The sequence below is a fragment of the Pseudomonas sp. SMN5 genome, assembly GCF_052041925.1.
GTDB lineage: Bacteria > Pseudomonadota > Gammaproteobacteria > Pseudomonadales > Pseudomonadaceae > Aquipseudomonas.
The window spans coordinates 1-19,365 of record NZ_JBKGGX010000003.1; the positions used below are offsets into that span (position 1 = coordinate 1).

The 19,365-nt window shown below is 61.7% G+C and carries 20 protein-coding genes and 1 pseudogene; 3 read left to right on the forward strand and 18 right to left on the reverse strand.

All coding sequences use genetic code 11. The features are described from left to right. Nucleotides 1-146 precede the first annotated feature (146 nt). The 10 genes and pseudogenes from ACLEJR_RS03425 to ubiE form a co-directional block, all read right to left on the reverse strand. On the reverse strand, nucleotides 147-2,051 hold the full coding sequence (locus ACLEJR_RS03425; protein ID WP_440812127.1) for a methyl-accepting chemotaxis protein: 1,905 nt from the start codon (nucleotides 2,049-2,051) through the stop codon (nucleotides 147-149). Between the two features lie 102 nt (nucleotides 2,052-2,153). After that, the gene (locus tag ACLEJR_RS03430; RefSeq protein ID WP_440812130.1) at nucleotides 2,154-2,861 is read right to left on the reverse strand and encodes a 16S rRNA (uracil(1498)-N(3))-methyltransferase; all 708 of its coding nucleotides are present in this window, start codon (nucleotides 2,859-2,861) and stop codon (nucleotides 2,154-2,156) included. Further along, entirely contained in the window at nucleotides 2,858-3,649 is a 792-nt protein-coding gene (gene tatC / locus ACLEJR_RS03435) for a twin-arginine translocase subunit TatC (protein WP_440796853.1), read from the reverse strand. Before tatC ends, ACLEJR_RS03430 begins: the two co-directional genes overlap by 4 nt. After that, on the reverse strand, nucleotides 3,646-4,062 hold the full coding sequence (tatB, locus tag ACLEJR_RS03440) for a Sec-independent protein translocase protein TatB (protein ID WP_440812132.1): 417 nt from the start codon (nucleotides 4,060-4,062) through the stop codon (nucleotides 3,646-3,648). The genes tatC and tatB overlap by 4 nt, the downstream gene beginning before the upstream one ends. A gap of 10 nt (nucleotides 4,063-4,072) precedes the next feature. After that, a complete protein-coding gene (locus tag ACLEJR_RS03445; RefSeq protein ID WP_440796857.1) occupies nucleotides 4,073-4,360 on the reverse strand; it encodes a twin-arginine translocase TatA/TatE family subunit in 288 nt (95 codons plus the stop codon). Between the two features lie 24 nt (nucleotides 4,361-4,384). Next, on the reverse strand, nucleotides 4,385-4,717 hold the full coding sequence (locus ACLEJR_RS03450) for a phosphoribosyl-ATP diphosphatase (protein WP_003186671.1): 333 nt from the start codon (nucleotides 4,715-4,717) through the stop codon (nucleotides 4,385-4,387). Beyond that, entirely contained in the window at nucleotides 4,710-5,108 is a 399-nt protein-coding gene (hisI, locus tag ACLEJR_RS03455; RefSeq protein WP_003196931.1) for a phosphoribosyl-AMP cyclohydrolase, read from the reverse strand. Before hisI ends, ACLEJR_RS03450 begins: the two co-directional genes overlap by 8 nt. Nucleotides 5,109-5,220: 112 nt before the next feature. Then, a complete protein-coding gene (gene ubiB / locus ACLEJR_RS03460) occupies nucleotides 5,221-6,825 on the reverse strand; it encodes a ubiquinone biosynthesis regulatory protein kinase UbiB (RefSeq protein ID WP_440796861.1) in 1,605 nt (534 codons plus the stop codon). Next, a pseudogene (locus tag ACLEJR_RS03465) lies at nucleotides 6,822-7,446 on the reverse strand (ubiquinone biosynthesis accessory factor UbiJ). Before ACLEJR_RS03465 ends, ubiB begins: the two are co-directional and overlap by 4 nt. Then, a complete protein-coding gene (gene ubiE, locus ACLEJR_RS03470) occupies nucleotides 7,446-8,216 on the reverse strand; it encodes a bifunctional demethylmenaquinone methyltransferase/2-methoxy-6-polyprenyl-1,4-benzoquinol methylase UbiE (protein ID WP_072397963.1) in 771 nt (256 codons plus the stop codon). Before ubiE ends, ACLEJR_RS03465 begins: the two are co-directional and overlap by 1 nt. A gap of 155 nt (nucleotides 8,217-8,371) precedes the next feature. Here ubiE and ACLEJR_RS03475 point away from each other — a divergent pair, with 155 nt between their 5' ends. From ACLEJR_RS03475 to ACLEJR_RS03485, 3 genes are all read left to right on the forward strand, one after another. Then, on the forward strand, nucleotides 8,372-8,647 hold the full coding sequence (locus ACLEJR_RS03475) for a polyhydroxyalkanoic acid system family protein (protein WP_440812134.1): 276 nt from the start codon (nucleotides 8,372-8,374) through the stop codon (nucleotides 8,645-8,647). A gap of 267 nt (nucleotides 8,648-8,914) precedes the next feature. After that, nucleotides 8,915-9,337: a phasin family protein gene (locus ACLEJR_RS03480; RefSeq protein ID WP_440812137.1), complete on the forward strand. Its 423-nt coding sequence runs from the start codon at nucleotides 8,915-8,917 to the stop codon at nucleotides 9,335-9,337. A 10-nt stretch (nucleotides 9,338-9,347) separates the two neighbouring features. Continuing rightward, nucleotides 9,348-10,235 carry a phasin family protein gene (locus tag ACLEJR_RS03485; RefSeq protein WP_440812138.1) on the forward strand — a complete coding sequence of 296 codons (888 nt, stop codon included), beginning with the start codon at nucleotides 9,348-9,350 and terminating at the stop codon, nucleotides 10,233-10,235. Nucleotides 10,236-10,415: 180 nt separating this feature from the next. On the opposite strand, the gene ACLEJR_RS03490 is transcribed toward ACLEJR_RS03485, so the two are convergent. From ACLEJR_RS03490 to ACLEJR_RS03525, 8 genes are all read right to left on the reverse strand, one after another. Next, a complete protein-coding gene (locus tag ACLEJR_RS03490; RefSeq protein ID WP_440796869.1) occupies nucleotides 10,416-11,036 on the reverse strand; it encodes a TetR/AcrR family transcriptional regulator in 621 nt (206 codons plus the stop codon). Between the two features lie 60 nt (nucleotides 11,037-11,096). Then, nucleotides 11,097-12,779, reverse strand: a complete 1,683-nt coding sequence (phaC, locus tag ACLEJR_RS03495) for a class II poly(R)-hydroxyalkanoic acid synthase (protein WP_440812140.1) — start codon at nucleotides 12,777-12,779, stop codon at nucleotides 11,097-11,099. A gap of 111 nt (nucleotides 12,780-12,890) precedes the next feature. Beyond that, a complete protein-coding gene (phaZ, locus tag ACLEJR_RS03500; protein ID WP_440796873.1) occupies nucleotides 12,891-13,748 on the reverse strand; it encodes a poly(3-hydroxyalkanoate) depolymerase in 858 nt (285 codons plus the stop codon). Nucleotides 13,749-13,961: 213 nt separating this feature from the next. After that, complete coding sequence (gene phaC, locus ACLEJR_RS03505) at nucleotides 13,962-15,641, reverse strand: class II poly(R)-hydroxyalkanoic acid synthase (protein ID WP_440796875.1); 1,680 nt, start codon at nucleotides 15,639-15,641, stop codon at nucleotides 13,962-13,964. Between the two features lie 273 nt (nucleotides 15,642-15,914). Next, the gene (locus ACLEJR_RS03510) at nucleotides 15,915-16,292 is read right to left on the reverse strand and encodes a gamma-butyrobetaine hydroxylase-like domain-containing protein (RefSeq protein WP_440812142.1); all 378 of its coding nucleotides are present in this window, start codon (nucleotides 16,290-16,292) and stop codon (nucleotides 15,915-15,917) included. 194 nt (nucleotides 16,293-16,486) lie between these two features. Further along, a complete protein-coding gene (hslU, locus tag ACLEJR_RS03515; RefSeq protein WP_440796879.1) occupies nucleotides 16,487-17,824 on the reverse strand; it encodes an ATP-dependent protease ATPase subunit HslU in 1,338 nt (445 codons plus the stop codon). Between the two features lie 50 nt (nucleotides 17,825-17,874). Beyond that, nucleotides 17,875-18,405, reverse strand: coding sequence for an ATP-dependent protease subunit HslV (hslV, locus tag ACLEJR_RS03520; protein ID WP_440796881.1), 531 nt, complete (start codon nucleotides 18,403-18,405; stop codon nucleotides 17,875-17,877). 263 nt (nucleotides 18,406-18,668) lie between these two features. After that, a complete protein-coding gene (locus ACLEJR_RS03525) occupies nucleotides 18,669-19,364 on the reverse strand; it encodes an SPOR domain-containing protein (RefSeq protein ID WP_440796883.1) in 696 nt (231 codons plus the stop codon). Nucleotide 19,365: the final 1 nt, after the last annotated feature.

Sequence of the window (19,365 nt, forward strand, 5' to 3'; positions counted from 1 at the left end):
GCACAGCCTTTTTTGCTTACTTTTTTTGGCGCTTGAAAAAAAGTGAGCCGCCGTCAGGGCGGAACCCTAAGCCGCCGTTACCGAAGAAACGGATCTACACCCCACCCAGAAAGCACCACCAACAGGGTCAAGCGCCTAAACCCTGACTAAACCCTGAACCGCCCCACCAACGTCTGCAAATGCACCCCCAACCGCGCCAGTTCAGCACTCGAAGCCGCAGTTTCTTCACTGGCCGCAGAAGTCTGCTCCGACACATCGCGCACATTCAGCACGCTGCGGTTGATTTCTTCGGCCGTGGCGCTTTGCTGTTCGGCGGCCGCGGCGATCTGTTGGTTCATCGACTGGATCGCCGAGACGGTACGAGTGATATTTTCCAAGGAACCGCCAGCACGACGCGTCAGTTCGACGCTGCTGTCGGTCAGGCCACGGCTGTTGTCCATGATGGTCGCGACCTGTTCGGTGCCGGTTTGGAGGCCGACGATCAGTTCTTCGATCTCTTCGGTGGATTTCTGGGTACGTTGGGCCAGGCTGCGGACCTCGTCGGCCACCACCGCGAAACCCCGACCGGCCTCACCGGCGCGGGCGGCTTCGATGGCGGCATTGAGAGCCAGCAGGTTGGTCTGTTGGGCGACGGACTTGATCACATCCAGTACGCTCCCGATCTTGTCGCTTTCACGTTTCAGGTCGCCCATGGCCTGGGTCGAGTTACCGACTTCGAGGGCCAGACGCTCGATCTGCGCAATGGCCTCGCCCACGACCTTGTCACCTTCGCGAGCCTGTTGATCAGCCGCCGCTGCCGCCTCTGAGGCCTCTTCGGCATTGCGCGCCACTTCCTGCACCGTGGCGGTCATTTCGTGCATCGCGGTGGCGACCTGGTCGGTCTCCACCTTCTGGTTGTTGACCCCGGCGCTGGTCTGCTCGGTGACAGCGGAGAGTTGTTCGGCGGCGCTGGCAATCTGTGTGACGCCTTCGCCGATGCCGCCGATCAATTGCCGCAGACCCACGGTCATGCTTTGCATGGCGCGCTGCAATTGGCCCAGTTCGTCGCGGCGCTCGGAGGTAAGGTTGTGGGTCAGGTCGCCAGCGGCCACGCGCTCGGCAACCTCCAAGGTCTGGCCGAGCGGGCCCACGATCTGTCGAGTGATGAACAGGGCGGCGATCACGCCGAACAGCAACGCCAGAACGGCGGCTGCGATCAGGACGGTCTTGGCCTGGGCTGCGTTGTGGTCACGCACCGCCGTCTGGGACACGGTCAGTTTCTGGCTGGCGTCGATCAGCACCTGACCCTGTTCGGTCATGCGCTGGAGCGCGGCTGCGTTGTCGATCTGAGAGTCACGGAACTGAGCGACGGCGGTACGATAGAGGTTGAACGAGTCGTTGGCCTGCTGCAGGTTGGCTCGATGCTCTTCTGGCAATTGCTCTGGCAGGCGTGCGAGCAGCTTCAGGACGTTATCGATAGCATCGAGGGCCGGTTGCTGGGCATCGCTCTTGCCACTGTAGGTGTAGCCGCGAACCTGATAGCGCGCTTGCTGAACGGCTTTGCTCAGTGTGACTACATTGTTGAAGGGAGTGACATCGCCGCCTTGCAGCAGTGCCTTTTCCACTTCGGCGACGCGGGCCACGGCATTGTCAGCGTTGGCGCCCAGCTTGCTACGGGCATCCTCGCGGTTTACGGTCGCGCGGGTCATTTGGGCAAAGGCGCTCTTGTATTCAGCAACAGCGGCCAGTTGGCTGTCGATCAGCGCTACATCGGCGGGTTGTTCGATCAATTGGCGGGCGGTGCCGAGCCCGGCTTCCAGCTTGCCAAGCAGATCGTTGACCGTTTGCGGACCTTTCTCACCCCGTGTGGTGTAGTAGTCGATGCTCGCCAGGTTCAAGTCCTTGCTCATGTCGTTGAGACTGGCAATGAACCCCAGCTTATCGCCACGACTGATGACATTGCTCAGGCCGCTCCAGCCGGTAAAGGCAATCATCAAGGTGAGAAACAGTACCAGGCCGAAGCCGAAGCCAAGCTTGCGATTGACACTTACGTTACCCAGCCATCGGAACATACTGATACTCCCTTGCAGCACTGTGCGTGGTTTTATGGGAGCTGTATCGGCCGTTTGGAGGGAATCTGTAGAAAATAGCCGGTTTGCGCGACGGGTAGCGGATCAGAACAACCGCGCCAGCAGCGCCGTCACGGCAGTCTCGACCCGCAGGATGCGTTCACCCAGTTGCACCGGCTGCAAGCCGGCCTTGGCCAACAGTTCGATTTCGTAGGGAATCCAGCCACCCTCCGGGCCTATCGCCAGGGTCACCGGCTCCGTCACGGCGCGGGGGCAGGGCGGGTAGTTGCCGGGATGACCAACCAGGGCCAGGGTGTCGTCTGCGATAGCCGGTAGTCGGTCTTCGACGAAGGGCTTGAAGCGCTTTTCGATGATGATTTGCGGCAGCACGCTGTCCCTGGCCTGTTCCAGGCCCAGGATCAGCTGCTCGCGAATCGCCTCGGGCTCCAGGAATGGGGTCTGCCAGAAGCTCTTCTCCACTCGATAGCTGTTGACCAGGATCACCCGCGGCACGCCCATGGTGGCGACGGTCTGGAACACCCGTCGCAGCATCTTCGGGCGCGGCAGGGCCAGCACAAGGGTCAGCGGCAGCTTGGTCGGCGGCGGTTGGTCGAGGGTGACTTGCAATTCGGCCTCTCGGGCTTCCAGGCGCAACACCTGGGCGCTGCCCATCAAGCCGTCGACGCGCCCGACCCGCAGACTGTCGCCGACAGCGCTGCGGTGGACTTCCTGCATGTGCGTCAACCGGCGGTCACGCAGGACCACCCGGTCAGGCGCGATGAAATCGGCCTCTTCAAGCAGCAGCAGGTTCACGCTTGTTTCGCTGGCGGCTGGTCGTCGTGGTCGACCGGCTCGTCTTCCGGATGCTCACTGCGCTTGCGCACCAGGCCGCCGAACAGCACGCCGATCTCGAACAGCAGCCACATCGGCACGGCCAGCAGCGTCTGGGAGAAGATGTCCGGCGGGGTCAGGATCATGCCGACCACAAAGCAACCGATGATCACGTACGGGCGGATTTTCTTCAGGTAGGCCACGTCGACCACGCCGATCCAGACCAGCAGCACCACCGCCACGGGGATCTCGAACGCCACGCCGAAGGCGAAGAACAGCGTCATGACGAAATCCAGGTAGCTGGTGATGTCGGTCATCATTTCCACGCCTGCCGGGGTGGCGGCGGCAAAGAACTTGAAGATCAGCGGGAACACCAGGAAATAGGCGAAGGCCATGCCGGTGTAGAACAACAGGATGCTCGACACCAGCAGCGGCACGGCAATGCGTTTTTCGTGCTTGTACAGGCCGGGTGCGATGAAGCCCCAGATCTGATGCAGGATCACCGGGATCGCCAGGAACAGCGAGACCATCATCGTCAGTTTCAGCGGCGTCAGGAACGGCGACGACACGTCGGTGGCAATCATCGTCGCCCCGGCCGGCAGGTACTGGCGCAGCGGCGTGGAGACGAAGGTGTAGATCTGCTGGGTGAAGGCAAACAGCCCGGCGAAGATGATGAACACTGCCGCGACGCAACGCAGCAGGCGGGTGCGCAACTCGGTGAGGTGCGATACCAGCGGCATGGGCTGGTCGTTTTCCGGTATATCGCTCATGGGGCTCGCGGCGGCAAAGTAGGGTCGTGGGGAGCGGCAGGCGTCGCCGCCGGGGCCGGTTCCGGCGCATTGGCAGGCGTCGTCGCCAATGGCACCGTGTCAGCCACCGGCGCGTGAGGAGCAATCACCGGCTCGACCACAGGCTCGACCGGTGTCGGCTCCTGTTGGGTCGGTGCGAGGATTTTCCGTGCTTCCTGCTCCAGGGACAGAATGTGTTCGTTGTGAAGTTGCCGGCGGATATCGTCGGCACCGATTTCACGTTCAACTTCCTGTTTGATCGCGTTGAAGCTGCGCTTCAGGCGTCCGATCCACAGACCGGCCGTGCGCGCAGCACCCGGCAGGCGCTCGGGGCCCAGGACCAGCAGGGCGACGAGGCCGACGAGCAGCAGTTCAGTGAAGCTGATCCCAAACATTAGTCAGTGCTCACGAGTCTTTGCGGGCAGGCTCTTCGACTTTCTGTGCCTGCACATCGATGGTGTGCGGTGCGCTCACCGGCTGGGCGGCCTGAGGGTGTACCGGTTGAGCCGGCTGCACCGGTTGCGTCGGGGCCGCTGTCGGCTCGGCCGGTTTCTCGTCGTCGTTCATGGCCTTGCGAAAACCTTTGATCGACTCGCCGACATCGGTGCCAAGGTTTTTCAGTTTCTTGGTGCCGAACACCAGCACCACGACAACCAGAATGACGACCCAGTGTTTCCAGTCAAAGATACCCATGTGGCTATTCCTCTCAAGAGTTGATCAGGCGGACGGGCGCGAGGCTTTCTCGACATGCCCGGACAGACCGAAGCGCCGGTCCAGTTCATCCAGTACGGCCTGCGGATGCTGCCCCAGTTGGGCCAGCATGACCAGGCTGTGGAACCACAGGTCGGCGGTCTCGTAGATCACGTCGCTGCAATCGCCGCTGATGGCGGCGTCCTTGGCGGCGATGATGGTCTCCACGGACTCTTCGCCGACTTTTTCCAGAATCTTGTTCAAGCCCTTGTGGTACAGGCTGGCGACATAGGAACTGTCGGCCGCGGCGCCTTTGCGCTCTTCCAGCACCTGGGCCAAGCGGGTCAGGGTGTCACTCATGGGTATGTCCTGAATAGATGGCATGCGGGTCCTTGAGCACCGGATCGACGGTTTTCCAGTCGCCGTTCTCGAAGACGCGATAGAAGCAGCTTTGACGGCCGGTGTGGCAGGCAATCTCACCGACCTGCTCGACCATCAGGATGATGACGTCGCCGTCGCAGTCCAGGCGCATCTCGTGCAGATGCTGCACATGCCCGGACTCTTCACCTTTGCGCCACAGCTTGCCACGGGAACGTGACCAATAGATGGCGCGGTTCTCGGCGGCGGTCAGGGCCAGCGCCTCGCGGTTCATCCAGGCCATCATCAATACGCGCCCGGTCTTGTGATCCTGGGCAATGGCCGGCACCAGGCCGTCAGCGTCCCATTTGATCTCGTCCTGCCAGTTTTTCATCTTGAGTCCTGACGGCAGCGGCAAGCGTTGAGCTTCAAGCTGCAAGTAAAAAGCGGATTCGTGTACCTATGAAACTTATGGCTTGCAGCTTAAAGCTTGCAACTGATTCCTGCTATCGACGAACGACCAGATACAAACCGACGGCCACCATGATAATCGCCGGCCAGTGCCCCAGTTCGTTCAATGGCCCGCCTGCCGCCACTGCCGCGCCGCCCCCCAGGTGGGCGGCACCCAGCAGGCGCAGGAACCAGTCGTCCTTGCGCCGTTTCCACGGTGGATCCGGGTCCTGGGCATGGGGTTGGGACATGCGTTCGAGCAGGTCGCGGGTCATGTTGGCCAGGTGCGGGATCTGCTCGAACTGGCTCTGCACGTTGCCGAGCAAGGTGCGTGGGCTGACGCGCTCGCGCATCCAGCGTTCGAGGAAAGGTTGGGCGGTGTTCCACAGGTCCAGGTCCGGGTACAGCTGGCGACCGAGTCCTTCGATGTTCAGCAGGGTTTTCTGCAACAGTACCAGTTGCGGCTGGACCTCCATGTTGAAGCGGCGCGCGGTCTGGAACAGGCGCATCAGCACCTGGCCGAAGGAAATATCCTTTAACGGTTTTTCGAAGATCGGCTCGCACACGGTGCGGATGGCCGCCTCGAATTCGTTGAGCTTGGTCTCGGCCGGCACCCAGCCGGAGTCGATGTGCAGTTGCGCGACCCGCCGGTAGTCGCGCTTGAAAAACGCGAACAGGTTGCGCGCCAGGTAGTCCTGGTCTTCGGGGGTGAGGCTGCCGACGATGCCGCAGTCGATCGCGATGTATTTCGGACTCCACGGCTCCACGGTGCTGACAAAGATGTTGCCCGGGTGCATGTCCGCGTGGAAGAAGCTGTCGCGGAACACCTGGGTGAAGAAGATTTCCACGCCGCGCTCGGCGAGCATCTTCATGTCGGTGCGCTGGTCGGCCAGGGTCGCCAGGTCGGTGACCTGGATACCGTAGATGCGCTCCATCACCAGCACTTTCGGCCGGCACCAGTCCCAGTAGACCTGCGGGACATAGAGCAGCGGCGAGCCTTCGAAGTTGCGGCGCAGCTGACTGGCGTTGGCGGCTTCGCGCAAAAGGTCGAGTTCGTCGTAGATGGTTTTCTCGTAATCCAGGACCACGTCCACCGGATGCAGCAGGCGCGCATCGGCCGACAGCCGCTCGGCGGCGCGGGCGAGGATGAACAGCCACGCCAGGTCCTGGGCAATGACCGGCTTGAGACCGGGGCGGATGACCTTGACCACCACCTCTTCACCGCTCTTGAGCTGTGCGGCGTGGACCTGGGCCACGGAAGCCGAGGCCAGGGGCTCGACATCGAAACGGCGGAAGACTTCGCCGATGGTCTTGCCCAGTTGCTCCTCGATCAATGCCACCGACAACTTGGAGTCGAACGGGGGCACGCGGTCCTGCAGCAGCATCAGTTCATCAGCGATGTCTTCGGGCAGCAGGTCGCGGCGGGTGGACAGGATCTGCCCGAACTTGATGAAGATCGGCCCCAGGTCTTGCAAGGCCAGGCGCAGGCGGGCGCCGCGGCTCAGGTCCAATGCGCGCCGGGGAAACCAGCGCCACGGCAACACGAAGCGCAGTGCCAGCAGGAACCACGGCAACGGCAGGGCGAACAGCAGGTCATCGAGGCGGTAACGGATCACGACGCGCTGGATGCGCAACAGACGGCGGACGGCAAGCAGCTTCATGCGTTATCGCTTGGGTTCAAGGGATCGGGAAAGGCGCTCGAAACGCGCCTCGAGACGTTCCAGGTCGAGTTTGATCTGGTCCAGTTCATCGAAACGGGCCTGCGCCTCGCGTTGGCCTACCAGAGTACGCGATTCTTCGGCCAGGTATTCACTCAGATTCTGTCCCAGGCTGGCGAAGCCCTGGCGGTACCAGCGGCTGCGACTGCGCAGATGGCCGCTGAGCAATTGGGTCGCCACCGGGCCGATCCAGCGGGACACTTCATATTCCCAGTCCAGTTCCAGGTCCTGGAGGATCCCCGCCAGCTCCAACAGCACGCCGCTGTCACCCTCGAGCTCGACTTCGGGACTGTGCAGCACCGCCGTCTTGTCCTTGCTCAGGGCCAGGCTCAGCAGGCTCGAAGCTGGGGCGCGCAACGTGCAATCGGCTTCAGCCTCCCAATGCGCGGCAAGCATAAGGCCTTCGTCGCTGGGCAGGATAAACAGCTGCCACACCGGACTGCGACAGTCGACGGCAATCACCTTGCCGCTCAAGTGCGCCAGGCGCGCGAGCGCCGTGCTGTCCAGGCGCAGCACCCGGTTGATGCCGAGTTCGACGCTGGCGAGCAGTCCGGTCAGCAGCATCAGGGCTTGATACCGCGATGCAGGGCGACGATGCCCGAGGTCATGTTGTGATAGGTCACGCGGTCGAAACCGGCCTCGACCATCATCGACTTCAGGGTTTCCTGGTCCGGGTGCATGCGGATCGATTCGGCCAGGTAGCGATAGCTCTCGGCGTCGTTGGTGATCAGCTTGCCCATCAGTGGCATGAAGGCAAACGAATAGGCATCGTAGGCCTTGGACATCAGCGCGTTGGTCGGCTTGGAGAACTCCAGCACCAGCAACCGACCACCAGGCTTGAGCACCCGCAGCATCGAGCGCAGGGCGTCTTCCTTGTGGGTGACGTTGCGCAGGCCGAAGGCGATGGTCACGCAATCGAAATGGTTGTCGGGGAACGGCAGCTTCTCGGCGTCGGCCTGGACGAACTCGACGTTGCCGGCCACGCCCAGGTCCAGCAGGCGATCGCGGCCGACCTTGAGCATTGATTCGTTGATGTCGGCGAGCACCACCTGGCCGGTCGGGCCGACGATGTGGGAAAACTTTTTGGTCAGGTCTCCGGTGCCACCGGCGATGTCCAGCACGCGGTTACCGCTGCGCACGCCCGACAGTTCGATCGCGAAACGTTTCCACAGGCGATGCATGCCGCCGGAGAGCAGGTCGTTCATCAAGTCATACTTGGCGGCCACCGAGTGGAAAACCTCAGCGACTTTTTCCGCCTTCTGGCTTTCCGGCACGTTCTTGAAACCGAAGTGGGTGGTGGGTTCGGCATCGCTGCCTTTGCGCTGATCGGTCATATCGCTGTCACCAAAAAAGAATGCGGGACATTCTAATCCCGGTGGAGGGCTTTGTCTTGGCAAGGCTGAAGGTAAGATGAGCCACCGCCAGGACGTTTTGACGCAGCCAGCGTCCGAAACGTTCAGGCAAGTCCCGATAGAACAGGAGTCATCAAATGGCCCGTATTACCGTTGAACGTGCCCATGACCTGGGCAAGGAAGCAGCCCGCGCCAAGGCCGACAAGTTGGCGCAGAAGTTGGCCGACAGCTACGGCCTGGAGCCGCAGTGGTCCGGCGACACCCTGAAACTCAAGCGGTCCGGGGTCAAGGGCGAAGTGCATGTGGGCGATGACTCGATCCGCGTTGATGTAGAACTGGGGATGTTGATGTCGGCCATGAGCGGCACGATCAAGGCGGAAATCGAAAAGGCGCTGGATAAGGCGTTGGCTTGATTTTGTAAGTATGTGGTGATGGATACTCAACTTGGGTTCATCACTCATCCCCTGTGGGAGCGAGCCTGCTCGCGATAGCGCCGAGTCATCCAATATCAATATTGCTGACCCACCGCGATCGCGAGCAGGCTCGCTCCCACAGGATGTCATTGCACTCGAAATCTGTGGCAGTTGTTAGGGTGCCCTTTCTAAATATTCTCACTACTTTGTGCCTGAGCCCGTCCGTGTGCGGGCAGTTCCTCCCACCCGTTTGAAGTGAGGTGCACCATGGCCAAAGTTATTTTGAAGAAAAAAACCGACGTTGAATCTTCCACGCTCAGCGACGTGAAAACGTACGCGCGCAAGATCTGGCTGGCGGGCCTGGGCGCCTACACCAAGGTCGGTCAGGAGGGCAGCGAGTACTTCCAGGAATTGATTAAGGCCGGCGAAGTAATTGAATCCAAAGGTAAAAAGAACGTTGCCGGAAAACTTGAAGCGGCCAATAGTGAGTTGATTGAAGCCAAGGCCGATGTCGCCACTTTCAAGGCTCGGGTTGAACTGCAACTCGATAAAGTCGAGAGGGTATTCGATGCGCGTGTTGCAAGTGCCTTGAATCGTATCGGCATTCCGTCTAAACATGACGTTGAGGCACTCTCGGCTAAGCTCGATGAGCTGACCGCATTGCTCGAACGTGTCGCGCGTAAACATTAAGGAGAACGGGATGGCTGGCAAAAAGATCACTGAAAAAGAAGGCAGCTCGTGGGCCGGGAAAATTGAAAAGTACTCCCGCAAAATCTGGCTGGCTGGTTTAGGCGTGTACTCGAAGATCGATACTGACGGCAGCAAACTCTTCGAGTCACTGGTCAAGGACGGCGAGAAGGCCGAAAAACTCACCAAGACAGCGGTCGGCAAGCAAGTCGATGCCGCCAAGGACTCTGCCGGGTCCGCCAAGTCGCGAATCGGTGGCGTGAAGGATCGGGCACTCGGTAAGTGGGATGAACTGGAAGGGGCTTTCGACAAGCGCCTGAACAGCGCGATCTCCCGCCTGGGCGTACCGAGCCGCAATGAAGTGAAGGCGCTGCATACCAAGGTCGATACCCTGACCAAGCAGATCGAGAAACTCACCGGGGCCAAGGTTACACCGGTGGCGACCAAGACCGCGGCGGCCAAACCGGCGACGAAGGCTGCGGCCAAGCCATTGGTCAAGGCAGCGGCGAAAACGGTCGCCAAGCCTGCGGCAAAAGCAGCGGCCAAGCCTGCGGCTAAAACCGCTGCGGCCAAGCCTGCCGTCAAGACAGCGGCCAAGCCGGTCGCGGCCAAGGCGGCAGCGAAGCCTGCGGCAAAACCTGCGACCAAAGTTGCGGCAGCCAAACCTGTTGCGGCCAAACCGGCAGCCAAGCCTGCGGCAAAAGCGGCAGCCAAACCCGCTGCAGCGAAAAAGCCAGCCGTGAAAAAACCGGCCGCGCCGAAAACCGCTGCGCCCAAGGCACCGACGGCGGCCGCCAAGCCGGCAGCCACCACGAGCACGGCGAACTCCGCCTCGGCTCCGACCCCGGTTGCCAGCCCGACTCCAGCGCCGGCTCCATCGACGCCTACCAGTCAATCCTGAGTCCAGGACATGCAAAAACGCCCGGCCTGAGGAGGTCGGGCGTTTTTGTTTGCGTCGCGGATCCAGAACATGGGGGGCCCCTGTGGGAGCGAGCCCTGCTCGCGATAGCGGTGGGTCAGCTTGCATCGATGTCGGATGTGCCGCCGCCATCGCGAGCAGGGCTCGCTCCCATGGTGGGGTTTACTCGTGCTCTTGGAGGTACCGCAACGCCAGTTGCTCGGTCGCACCTTTGGCAGCAGCCGGCAGATGCGGCGCCACCAACATCATGATCTGGTAGACCACCAGCCGAACCTCGCCTTCGCGATCCAGGATCCGCTGGTAATCGAGCGAGAACAACAGGGTCATGGTGATCTGCTCCACCAGTTGCCCCAGGGCCTGGGTGTCGCTGACCAACAGTTCCCGAGCCTTGAGCTGCGCGAGCAATGAAGCCAGGGTACGTTTCAAGCCATTGAGCAATTGGCGGATGCCCTTGGCCAGCTTCGGCAGGCGTCCGGCCAGGTTCGACAGGTCCTGGAACAGAAACCGGTACTGGGCCAGGCGTTCGACGATCAGGTGCAGGAACAGCCAATAATCTTCCGGTGCCAGTTGCGCATCTGCGGGCGGGTCCAGCAGCGGGGCCAGTTCGGCCTGGAATCGCTCGAACAGCCCGAGGACCAGCGGCTCCTTACCGTGGAAGTGGTAATACAGGTTGCCGGGGCTGATCCCCATTTCGTTGGCGATTTCCAGGGTGGAGACGTTCGGCTCGCCCTTTTCATTGAACAATTGCAGGGCACATTCGAGGATGCGATCGCGGGTTTTCATCCGGCCTTCTTCGTGATCAAGTCGCGCCACGGCCAACCGGCGGGGCGTGGCGTGAGGTCTTCAGCGTACGCGAACATAGTTGCCAGGGGCCGCTTCCATAGGGGGGTAATTGGCGTTGCCCAAGGTCATCCGGGTCTCGCGTTGGGCTCCGGAGCGCGCCTGCACCCAGTCCAGCCATTGCGTCCACCAGCTGCCCTCGACGTGCTTGGCGTCGTAGTACCAGGCTCGTGGATCGCTGCTCAGTTTCTGGCTTTCAAGGTAATTGGCCTTGGGGTTGCCCGGTGGGTTGAGGATGCTTTGCACATGGCCGCTGTTGGACAGCACGAAGCGTTTTTCACCACCCAGCAGCAGTGTCGAGCGATAGACCGCGTCCCACGGGGTGATGTGGTCGTTGATGCCCCCCACACTGAAACTGTCCACCGTGACTTTCTGCAGGTCGATGGGCGTGCCGCACACCTCCAGGCCGCCGGAATGCGTCAATGGGTTGTGCTTGAAGAAATCCAGCAGGTCGCCATGAAAGGCCGCCGGCAGGCGGGTGGTGTCGTTATTCCAGTACAGGATATCGAACGGCGGTGGTTCCTTGCCCAGCAGGTAGTTGTTGATGAAGTACGTCCAGACCAGGTCGTTGGGTCGCATCCAGGCGAACACCCTGGCCATGTCGCGGCCATCGAGGATGCCTTTCTGGTAAGAGCGGCGCTTGGCGGCTTCGAGGGTCTGTTCGTCGATGAACAGCGTCGCGGGACTTTCGATCTGGCTGTCCAGCAGGCTCACCAGGTAGGTGGCGCTGGCGACCCGGCGCTGCTGGCGCTTGGCTTGCAGATGCCCTTGCAGCGCGGCGATAGTCATGCCGCCGGCACACGCGCCCACCAGGTTGACCTCGCGGGCACCGGTGATTGCCCGGCAGACGTTCATGGCTTCCTCCGCTGCTTCGACGTAGCTGGACAGGCCCCACTCGCGATGGCGCACGTCGGGATTGCGCCAGCTGATGATGAACACCTGCAAGCCGTTTTTCAGGGCGTACTGGACGAAGCTGTTGGAAGGGCTCAGGTCGAAGATATAGAACTTGTTGATTTGCGGCGGCACGATCAGCAATGGCCTGGCGTATTGTTTTTCGCTCATGGGCCGGTACTGGATCAGCTCCAGCATTTCGTTGCGAAACACCACGGCACCGGGCGTGGTGGCCAGTGTCTTGCCGACTTCGAAGGCGTCGGGAGTGATTTGTCGCGGCAGTCCGTCATTGTGCAGCAGGTCATCCACCAAGTGGCTGATGCCCCGTACCAGGCTGGAGCCGCCGGAGTTGAACAGCTCCTTGATTGCCAGCGGGTTGAGCAGGGTGTTGGAAGGCGCCACCGCGTCGTTGAGCAGGGCGAAGGCGAAGTGGGCGCGGGCCTGGTCGTCGGGACTCATGCCGCAATCATCGATCCAGCTGCTGACCTGTTTCTGCCAGCTCAGGTACGCCTGCAAGCTGCGGCGGTAGAACGGGTTGAGCTCCCACGTAGGATCGGCGAAGCGCTTGTCGTTGGGGTGCGTGGGGTGCAGGGTTTCCCCCAGCAGCACGCGACCCAACTGGCCGCCGAGCCGCAACGCATGCCGGGCACTGTGCACCGGGTTGCGCAAGCCGTGCAACGCGACACTGCGCAAGGTGGACAGCAGGTCCCTGCCGCGCAGGCCGGTGACCGCACTCTGTGCGTTGATGAAGCTGGCAGGGGCGGGCATGGAGCCCTTCGCCGGTTTGTCGCGCATGAGTCAACTCCTTTCATCAAGCTAAAAACCAACACACCGAGCCAGACAACATAGTCGCTGTTTCGGGTAGCTGCGCGATCCCGGCGTCCTGCCAGGCGCTAATGGGCGGTTTCAGCCGCCACTCAACGGCGAAGGATGCGGATGCATCACGGCGCGCTGACGTTCTTCCTCGAGAAATTTCATGATGATCGGCGCGACGGCTTCGGCCCGAGTGATCAGGAACAGGTGGCCGTCGTCGATGATGTGCAACTGGGCATTGGGGATGCGCCAGGCCAGCAGGCGCATGTTGACCAGCGGAATCAATGGGTCGTCGTCACCGGCCAGCACCAGGGTCGGCTGGTGGATCTTGTGCAGCCAGTGGATGCTGGTCCAGCCCAGGCCGGCGAACAGCTGCCAGTAATAACCGAGCTTGCCCGCCGAACGCACCCTGGCCGCGTGACTGGCCGCAAGGCCCGGGTCGCGACGGAACGAGCCGCCGTAGATCAGCGGTGCGATGCGCAGCACGTGGGACGGCTGAACGTAGCGCCGGGGGCTGGCCATCATCCACAGCACTTTCGGTTTGCCCGGCACCATCACCGCTCCGGCAGCGGTGGCGGCCAGCACTAGTTTCTTGCAGCGCTCGGGGTAGTCATGGGCGAATTGCTGGGCCAGGGCTCCGCCCCAGGACACGCCAATCACGTTGACCTGTCCGTAGTCGAGGTAATCGAGCATCCGTGCGGCCAGTTTTGCCAGGCCCGGAAAGCGATACGGACGGCTGGGCGTCGATGAGCCGCCGACGCCGGGCACATCGAAGGCGATGACTTCCAGGTCTGGATCCAGCGCCTGGATAAACGGAAACACCAGCTCGAGGTTGGCGCCGATACCGTTGAAAATCAGCAGGGGCGTCAAGTGAGGCTTGCCGGGGCGTACCGCGGTGCGCAAGGTCTGGCCATCCAGATCGACGGTACGGAAGATGTACGGTTGCGGCATGCTTCAAGCCCTGTGGTTTTGATCGCTGTCTTTCATTTTCTCCAATCCCTTGTGGGAGCGAGCCTGCTCGCGATGAGGGCGCCACATTCAACATCAGCGCTGGCTGACACGCCGCCATCGCGAGCAGGCTCGCTCCCACAGGGGTTAACAGCGTGTCGGCTGCCTGAGTGCATTCGTGAGCAAGCCCACAGCCCGGCAGACGAGCTGTACTGCCTAGCGCTCATGCACATAAGTCCCCGGCGCCGCCTCGCCCGCCACATAGGTCTTGTTGCCCAGCACGGCCGGGGCTTTTTTCAGCTTGCCCGAGCGTTCGGCGAGCCAGGCCTGCCAGTGCAGCCACCAGGAGTCGGTGTGCTTGGTGGAGTTTTCCTGCCAGTCCTCGGGCTTGGCCGGCATGTCTTCGCCAGTCATGTAGCGTGACTTGGGGTTGCCTGGCGGGTTGAGGATGCTCTGGATATGCCCGCTGCTCGACAGCACGAAATCGACCTTGCCGCCGAACAATTGCGCCGACTTGTAGCAGGACTTCCACGGCGTGATGTGATCGTTGGTGCCGGCCAGGGCAAAGATGTCGGCGGTGACCTGCTTGAGGTCGATCGGCGTGCCGCACACCTCCAGGGCATTGGGCCGGGTCAACGGGTTGGTCTTGAACATCTCGATGAGATCGCCATGGAACGCTGCCGGGAGCCGGGTTGTATCGTTGTTCCAGAACAGGATGTCGAACACCGGCGGTTCGTTGCCCAGCAGGTAATTGTTGACCCAATAGTTCCAGATCAGGTCGTTGGGGCGCATCCAGGCGAAGACCTTGGCCATGTCGCGACCTTCGAGCACGCCGGCCTGGTAGGAATGGCGCTTGGCCGTTTCCAGGGTCTGCTCGTCGACGAACAAGGCAACGTCGGTGTCCAGGGTGGTGTCGAGCACGCTCACCAGCAGGGTCAGGGCGTTGACCTTTTTCTCGCCGAGGGCGGCGTAATGGCCGAGCAGCGCCGTGCAGGTAATGCCGCCGGAGCAGGCGCCCAGCATGTTCACATCTTTGCTGCCGGTAATGGCCGTGACCACGTCCACCGCTTCCTTGAGCGCCTCGATGTAGGTCGACAGTCCCCACTCGCGCTGTTCCTTGGTGGGGTTGCGCCAGGAGATGATGAAAGTCTGCACGTTGCTGCGCAGGCAGAAGCGCGCCAGGCTCTTGTCCGGGCTGAGGTCGAAAACATAGAACTTGTTGATCTGCGGCGGCACCACCAGCAATGGCCGCTCGTGCACCTGCTCGGTGATCGGGCGGTACTGGATCAGCTCCAGCACGTCATTGCGGAACACCACCGCGCCTTCGGTCACGCCCAGGCTCTTGCCGACTTCGAATGCACCCATGTTCACCTGGCTCGGCATCCCGCCGTTGTGCACCAGGTCCTTGGCCAGGTGCGACAGGCCATCGAGCAGGCTCTTGCCACCGGTTTCGAAGAAACGCTTGACCGCCGCCGGGTTGGCCGCCGAGTTCGTCGGAGCCATGGCTTCGGTCATCAGATTGATCACGAAATGCCCGCGGCTAATGTCCTGGGGCGACAGGCTGCTGTCATCGATCCAGTCGTGCAGCTCCTTGCGCCACGCCAGGTAGGTTTGCAGGTACCGTTTGTAGAGTGGGTTCTGGCTCCACGCCGGGTCGGTGAAGCGCCGGTCATCGCTGGCAGGTTGCAGCTCGGATTTGCCGAACAGGACTTTCCTCAGCTCGGCGCCGAAATGGGTCACGTGCTTGACGCTGTGCAGTGGTTGCCTGATGGTCTGGGCCAGCACCATTCGGGCCGAGGCCAGCAGGTCTTTTCTGCGCAGGCCCACCACGGGATTGAGCCCCAGGGTATTTTCCGAGGCCTGGTACTTCAGGTCATCGTTGTTCTTGTTGCTCATCTACGACGCTCCATTGTCAGACGAGTACACGGACCATGCCGTCAAGCCACACAGCCGATACCGGGTACGCTGCTCGGGTGACCATTCATTCCGCATCGTGATCAATGAGGAAACCTTTGCAAGGAACTCCCCAATTCCTGTGCAGGGAACTTGCCAGCTCCATTGGTTACCCGAGTTTAATTTTTTTCGCAAGCAGGCCAGTCATTGACGCTGTCGCGCAGGCATTCAAGCAGATGAGTCTAGAAAATTCGCCCTAAAGCGCCAGCCCTTGAGCTAGAGCATCAGCCTGACCACGGACTGATCCGGGTCGCGGGTTTTACCGGCGGTCTTGAGCTCGCCAAGATAATCGTTCCACAGGTCTTGCTGACGCACCGCCAGCTGATAGAGATAGTCCCAGGTGAACAGTCCGCTGTCATGGCCGTCGTCGAAGGTCAGTTTCAGTGCGTACTGGCCGGCCGGTTCGATTTTCGTCAGGCCGACATTCAGCTTGCCGTATTGCAGGATGGGCTTGCCGTGCCCCTGGACCTCGGCGGAAGGCGAATGCACGCGCAGGAATTCGGCGCTCAGGTGGTACTCCTCATCCGGCGCGTATTTGAGCGTCAGGGTCTTGGAGGCTTTGTGCAGGTTGATGGCGGTGGGGAGTTTGGTCATGGCAGAGTGTCCGTCTCGTGGAACCTGATATTTGCCGACAGTACCCTGTGGCGAGGGAGCTTGCTCCCGCTGGGTGGCGCAGCCACCCCAATAAGACTTGAGACTTGCGCGGCCCCGTCATTTTCTGGGGCCGCTTCGCGCCCCAGCGGGAGCAAGCTCCCTCGCCACAGGAGCTCGCTCACACAGCGTGCGGGTCAGAGGATATACCGCGACAGATCTTCGTTCTGCGCCAATTCACCCAAGTGACTGTTGACGTACTCGGCATCGATGAGGATCGGCGCTTCGTCGTGCTTGCTCGCCAGGTCGCCGGCGCTGAACGAGACTTCCTCAAGCAGGCGTTCGAGCAGTGTGTGCAGGCGCCGGGCACCGATGTTTTCGGTCTTTTCGTTGACCTGCCAGGCGATCTGCGCCAAGCGCTGGATGCCTTCTGGCGTGAACTCGATGTTCAGGCCTTCGGTCTTGAGCAGTGCGCAATACTGTTCGGTCAGGGACGCATGGGGCTCGCTGAGGATGCGTTCGAAGTCTTCCGGCGACAGCGCCTTGAGTTCGACACGGATCGGCAGGCGGCCTTGCAGCTCTGGCACCAGGTCGCTCGGCTTGCTCAGGTGGAACGCGCCGGACGCGATGAACAGGATGTGGTCGGTCTTGACCATGCCCAGCTTGGTGTTGACCGTGCAACCTTCGATCAACGGCAACAGGTCGCGTTGCACGCCTTCGCGGGACACATCGGCGCCGCCGACGTTGCCGCGCTTGGCAACCTTGTCGATTTCGTCAATGAACACGATGCCGTGCTGCTCGACCGCTTCGAGGGCCTTGGCCTTCAGTTCTTCCTCGTTGACCAGGCGACTGGCTTCTTCATCGCGCACCAGTTTCAGCGCTTCCTTGACCTTGAGCTTGCGGCTTTTCTTCTTGCCCTTGCCCATGTTGGCGAACAGGTTCTGCAACTGGTTGGTCATCTCTTCCATGCCCGGCGGCGCGGAAATGTCGACACCGGCCATCTCGGCCACTTCGATCTCGATTTCCTTGTCGTCCAGCTGGCCTTCACGCAGGCGCTTGCGGAACAGCTGACGGGTATTGGAATCCTGGGTTGCGGCGGAGTCAGCGTTGAAGCCCATGCGCGCCGGTGGCAGCAAGGCATCGAGGATGCGCTCTTCGGCGGCGTCTTCGGCGCGATGGCGGACCTTGGTGATCTCCTGCTCGCGCAACAGCTTGATGGCGGCATCGGCCAGGTCACGGATGATCGACTCGACGTCGCGGCCGACATAGCCGACTTCGGTGAACTTGGTGGCTTCGACCTTGATGAACGGTGCATTGGCGAGCTTGGCCAGGCGCCGGGCAATTTCGGTTTTACCGACACCGGTCGGGCCGATCATCAGGATGTTCTTGGGGGTCACTTCGACGCGCAGCTCTTCAGGCAGCTGCATCCGACGCCAGCGGTTACGCAGGGCGATGGCGACGGCGCGCTTGGCATCGTCCTGGCCGATGATATGGCGATTGAGTTCGTGGACGATTTCGCGGGGAGTCATGGACATAATAATTGGCGGTCCTCAAGCAGCGATGAGCCGTGGCGCTGGGCCTGGGCTTATTGCGCGAGGTCCTGCTCCTCAATGGTCTGGGTGTGGTTGGTGAAGACGCAGATGTCGCCGGCAATGCCCAGGGCAGTCTCGACAATCTCCCGGGCCGACAGGTCAGTCTTTTTCAGCAGAGCGCTGGCCGCAGCCTGGGCGTAGGCACCGCCGGAACCCATGGCGATCAGGCCGTCCTCGGGTTCGACCACGTCACCGTTGCCGGTGATGATCAGCGACGCATCCTTGTTAGCGACCGCGAGCATGGCTTCGAGGCGGCTCAGGGAGCGGTCGGTGCGCCATTCCTTGGCCAGTTCCACGGCGGCACGGATCAGGTGGCCCTGGTGCTTTTCAAGCTGGCCTTCGAAACGTTCGAACAGGGTGAAGGCATCGGCGGTGGCCCCGGCGAAGCCGGCGATGACCTGGCCGTGATAGAGGCGGCGGACTTTCTTCGCGTTGCCTTTCATCACGGTGTTGCCCAGTGAAACCTGGCCGTCGCCGCCCATGACGACTTTGCCATGACGGCGGACTGAAACGATGGTGGTCAAGGGGAGAGTCTCCACGCAGCGGGGCGAAAATGCCCGGATGGAACTCATATGGGGGTGACGTGGTTTTTTTCAACTGCGGGGCGGGGGAAGGGACGAGCGGCACCTGGCGGTTTTTGACAGAGAGCTTTTCTGTGGCGAGGGAGCTTGCTCCCGCTGGACCGCGTAGCGGTCCCAAGCTTTTGGGGCTGCTGCGCAGCCCAGCGGGAGCAAGCTCCCTCGCCACAAAGGCCCCCCGGTCACTGCTGTGTTCTCAGTTGGGGGGGTCAACGGCTCTGGCGTTGTTGTAACAACAGGTTGCTGAACCCGCTGCCAGCCAGTTGTTTCTGGGCCTTGGTCAGTTCTTCGCGATTGCTGAACGGGCCGACCAGCACGCGGTACCAGGTTTCGTCTTTCACGGTCCCGGACTCCACCGACACCGACTGGCCCAGCAGGATGATCTGCGCCCGGACCTTGTCCGCGTCGGCTTCCTTGCGGAACGAGCCGGCTTGCAGGAAGAACTTGGTCACCGGTGCGGCCTTTTGCACGGGCGGGGCCGGCGGTGGCGTGATGCCGGCGAGCGCCGCCTGGGCGCGGGCAGTGTCGATCTTCGCGGCTTCGGCCGGGGTCACCGGGGTGGTTGGCACCTGTGGTGTCGGCAGGGTTTTCTCCGGCACGGCGTCAGGTGGCACGATGACCTCCGACTCCGGCAGCAAGGTGTAGAAGTCATACTTCGGCTTCACCGGTTGCGTCGGGCTCGGCGGGGTTTTGTTGGCCTCGGCGATGCGCGTCGCTTTCTGCTGCTCTTGCTTGACGCGCTTGACGTCATCGCCCTGGCCCGGCTCCAGCTTCATCAGGAACACAATGAACGCGCCGACGCTCAGGCCGATGGCCATCCACAACCAACCCGGGATCGGCTTCTTGGCTGGAGGCTGGTAACGACTGGCGCCGCGTTTGGGTGCAGGTTTTTTCTTGGCGGCCAAC

Bases quoted from the DNA above. Each gene is read 5' to 3' on its own strand.
- tatC (WP_440796853.1), bottom strand. From the start codon at position 3,649: ATGAGCGATATACCGGAAAACGACCAGCCCATGCCGCTGGTATCGCAC.
- ACLEJR_RS03425 (WP_440812127.1), bottom strand. From the start codon at position 2,051: ATGTTCCGATGGCTGGGTAACGTAAGTGTCAATCGCAAGCTTGGCTTC.
- phaC (WP_440812140.1), bottom strand. From the start codon at position 12,779: ATGCGCGACAAACCGGCGAAGGGCTCCATGCCCGCCCCTGCCAGCTTC.
- ACLEJR_RS03510 (WP_440812142.1), bottom strand. From the start codon at position 16,292: ATGACCAAACTCCCCACCGCCATCAACCTGCACAAAGCCTCCAAGACC.
- hslU (WP_440796879.1), bottom strand. From the start codon at position 17,824: ATGTCCATGACTCCCCGCGAAATCGTCCACGAACTCAATCGCCATATC.
- tatB (WP_440812132.1), bottom strand. From the start codon at position 4,062: ATGTTTGGGATCAGCTTCACTGAACTGCTGCTCGTCGGCCTCGTCGCC.
- hisI (WP_003196931.1), bottom strand. From the start codon at position 5,108: ATGAAAAACTGGCAGGACGAGATCAAATGGGACGCTGACGGCCTGGTG.
- ACLEJR_RS03480 (WP_440812137.1), top strand. From the start codon at position 8,915: ATGGCCAAAGTTATTTTGAAGAAAAAAACCGACGTTGAATCTTCCACG.
- ACLEJR_RS03485 (WP_440812138.1), top strand. From the start codon at position 9,348: ATGGCTGGCAAAAAGATCACTGAAAAAGAAGGCAGCTCGTGGGCCGGG.
- ACLEJR_RS03450 (WP_003186671.1), bottom strand. From the start codon at position 4,717: ATGAGTGACACCCTGACCCGCTTGGCCCAGGTGCTGGAAGAGCGCAAA.
- ubiB (WP_440796861.1), bottom strand. From the start codon at position 6,825: ATGAAGCTGCTTGCCGTCCGCCGTCTGTTGCGCATCCAGCGCGTCGTG.
- ubiE (WP_072397963.1), bottom strand. From the start codon at position 8,216: ATGACCGATCAGCGCAAAGGCAGCGATGCCGAACCCACCACCCACTTC.
- ACLEJR_RS03445 (WP_440796857.1), bottom strand. From the start codon at position 4,360: ATGGGTATCTTTGACTGGAAACACTGGGTCGTCATTCTGGTTGTCGTG.
- ACLEJR_RS03490 (WP_440796869.1), bottom strand. From the start codon at position 11,036: ATGAAAACCCGCGATCGCATCCTCGAATGTGCCCTGCAATTGTTCAAT.
- ACLEJR_RS03475 (WP_440812134.1), top strand. From the start codon at position 8,372: ATGGCCCGTATTACCGTTGAACGTGCCCATGACCTGGGCAAGGAAGCA.
- phaZ (WP_440796873.1), bottom strand. From the start codon at position 13,748: ATGCCGCAACCGTACATCTTCCGTACCGTCGATCTGGATGGCCAGACC.
- phaC (WP_440796875.1), bottom strand. From the start codon at position 15,641: ATGAGCAACAAGAACAACGATGACCTGAAGTACCAGGCCTCGGAAAAT.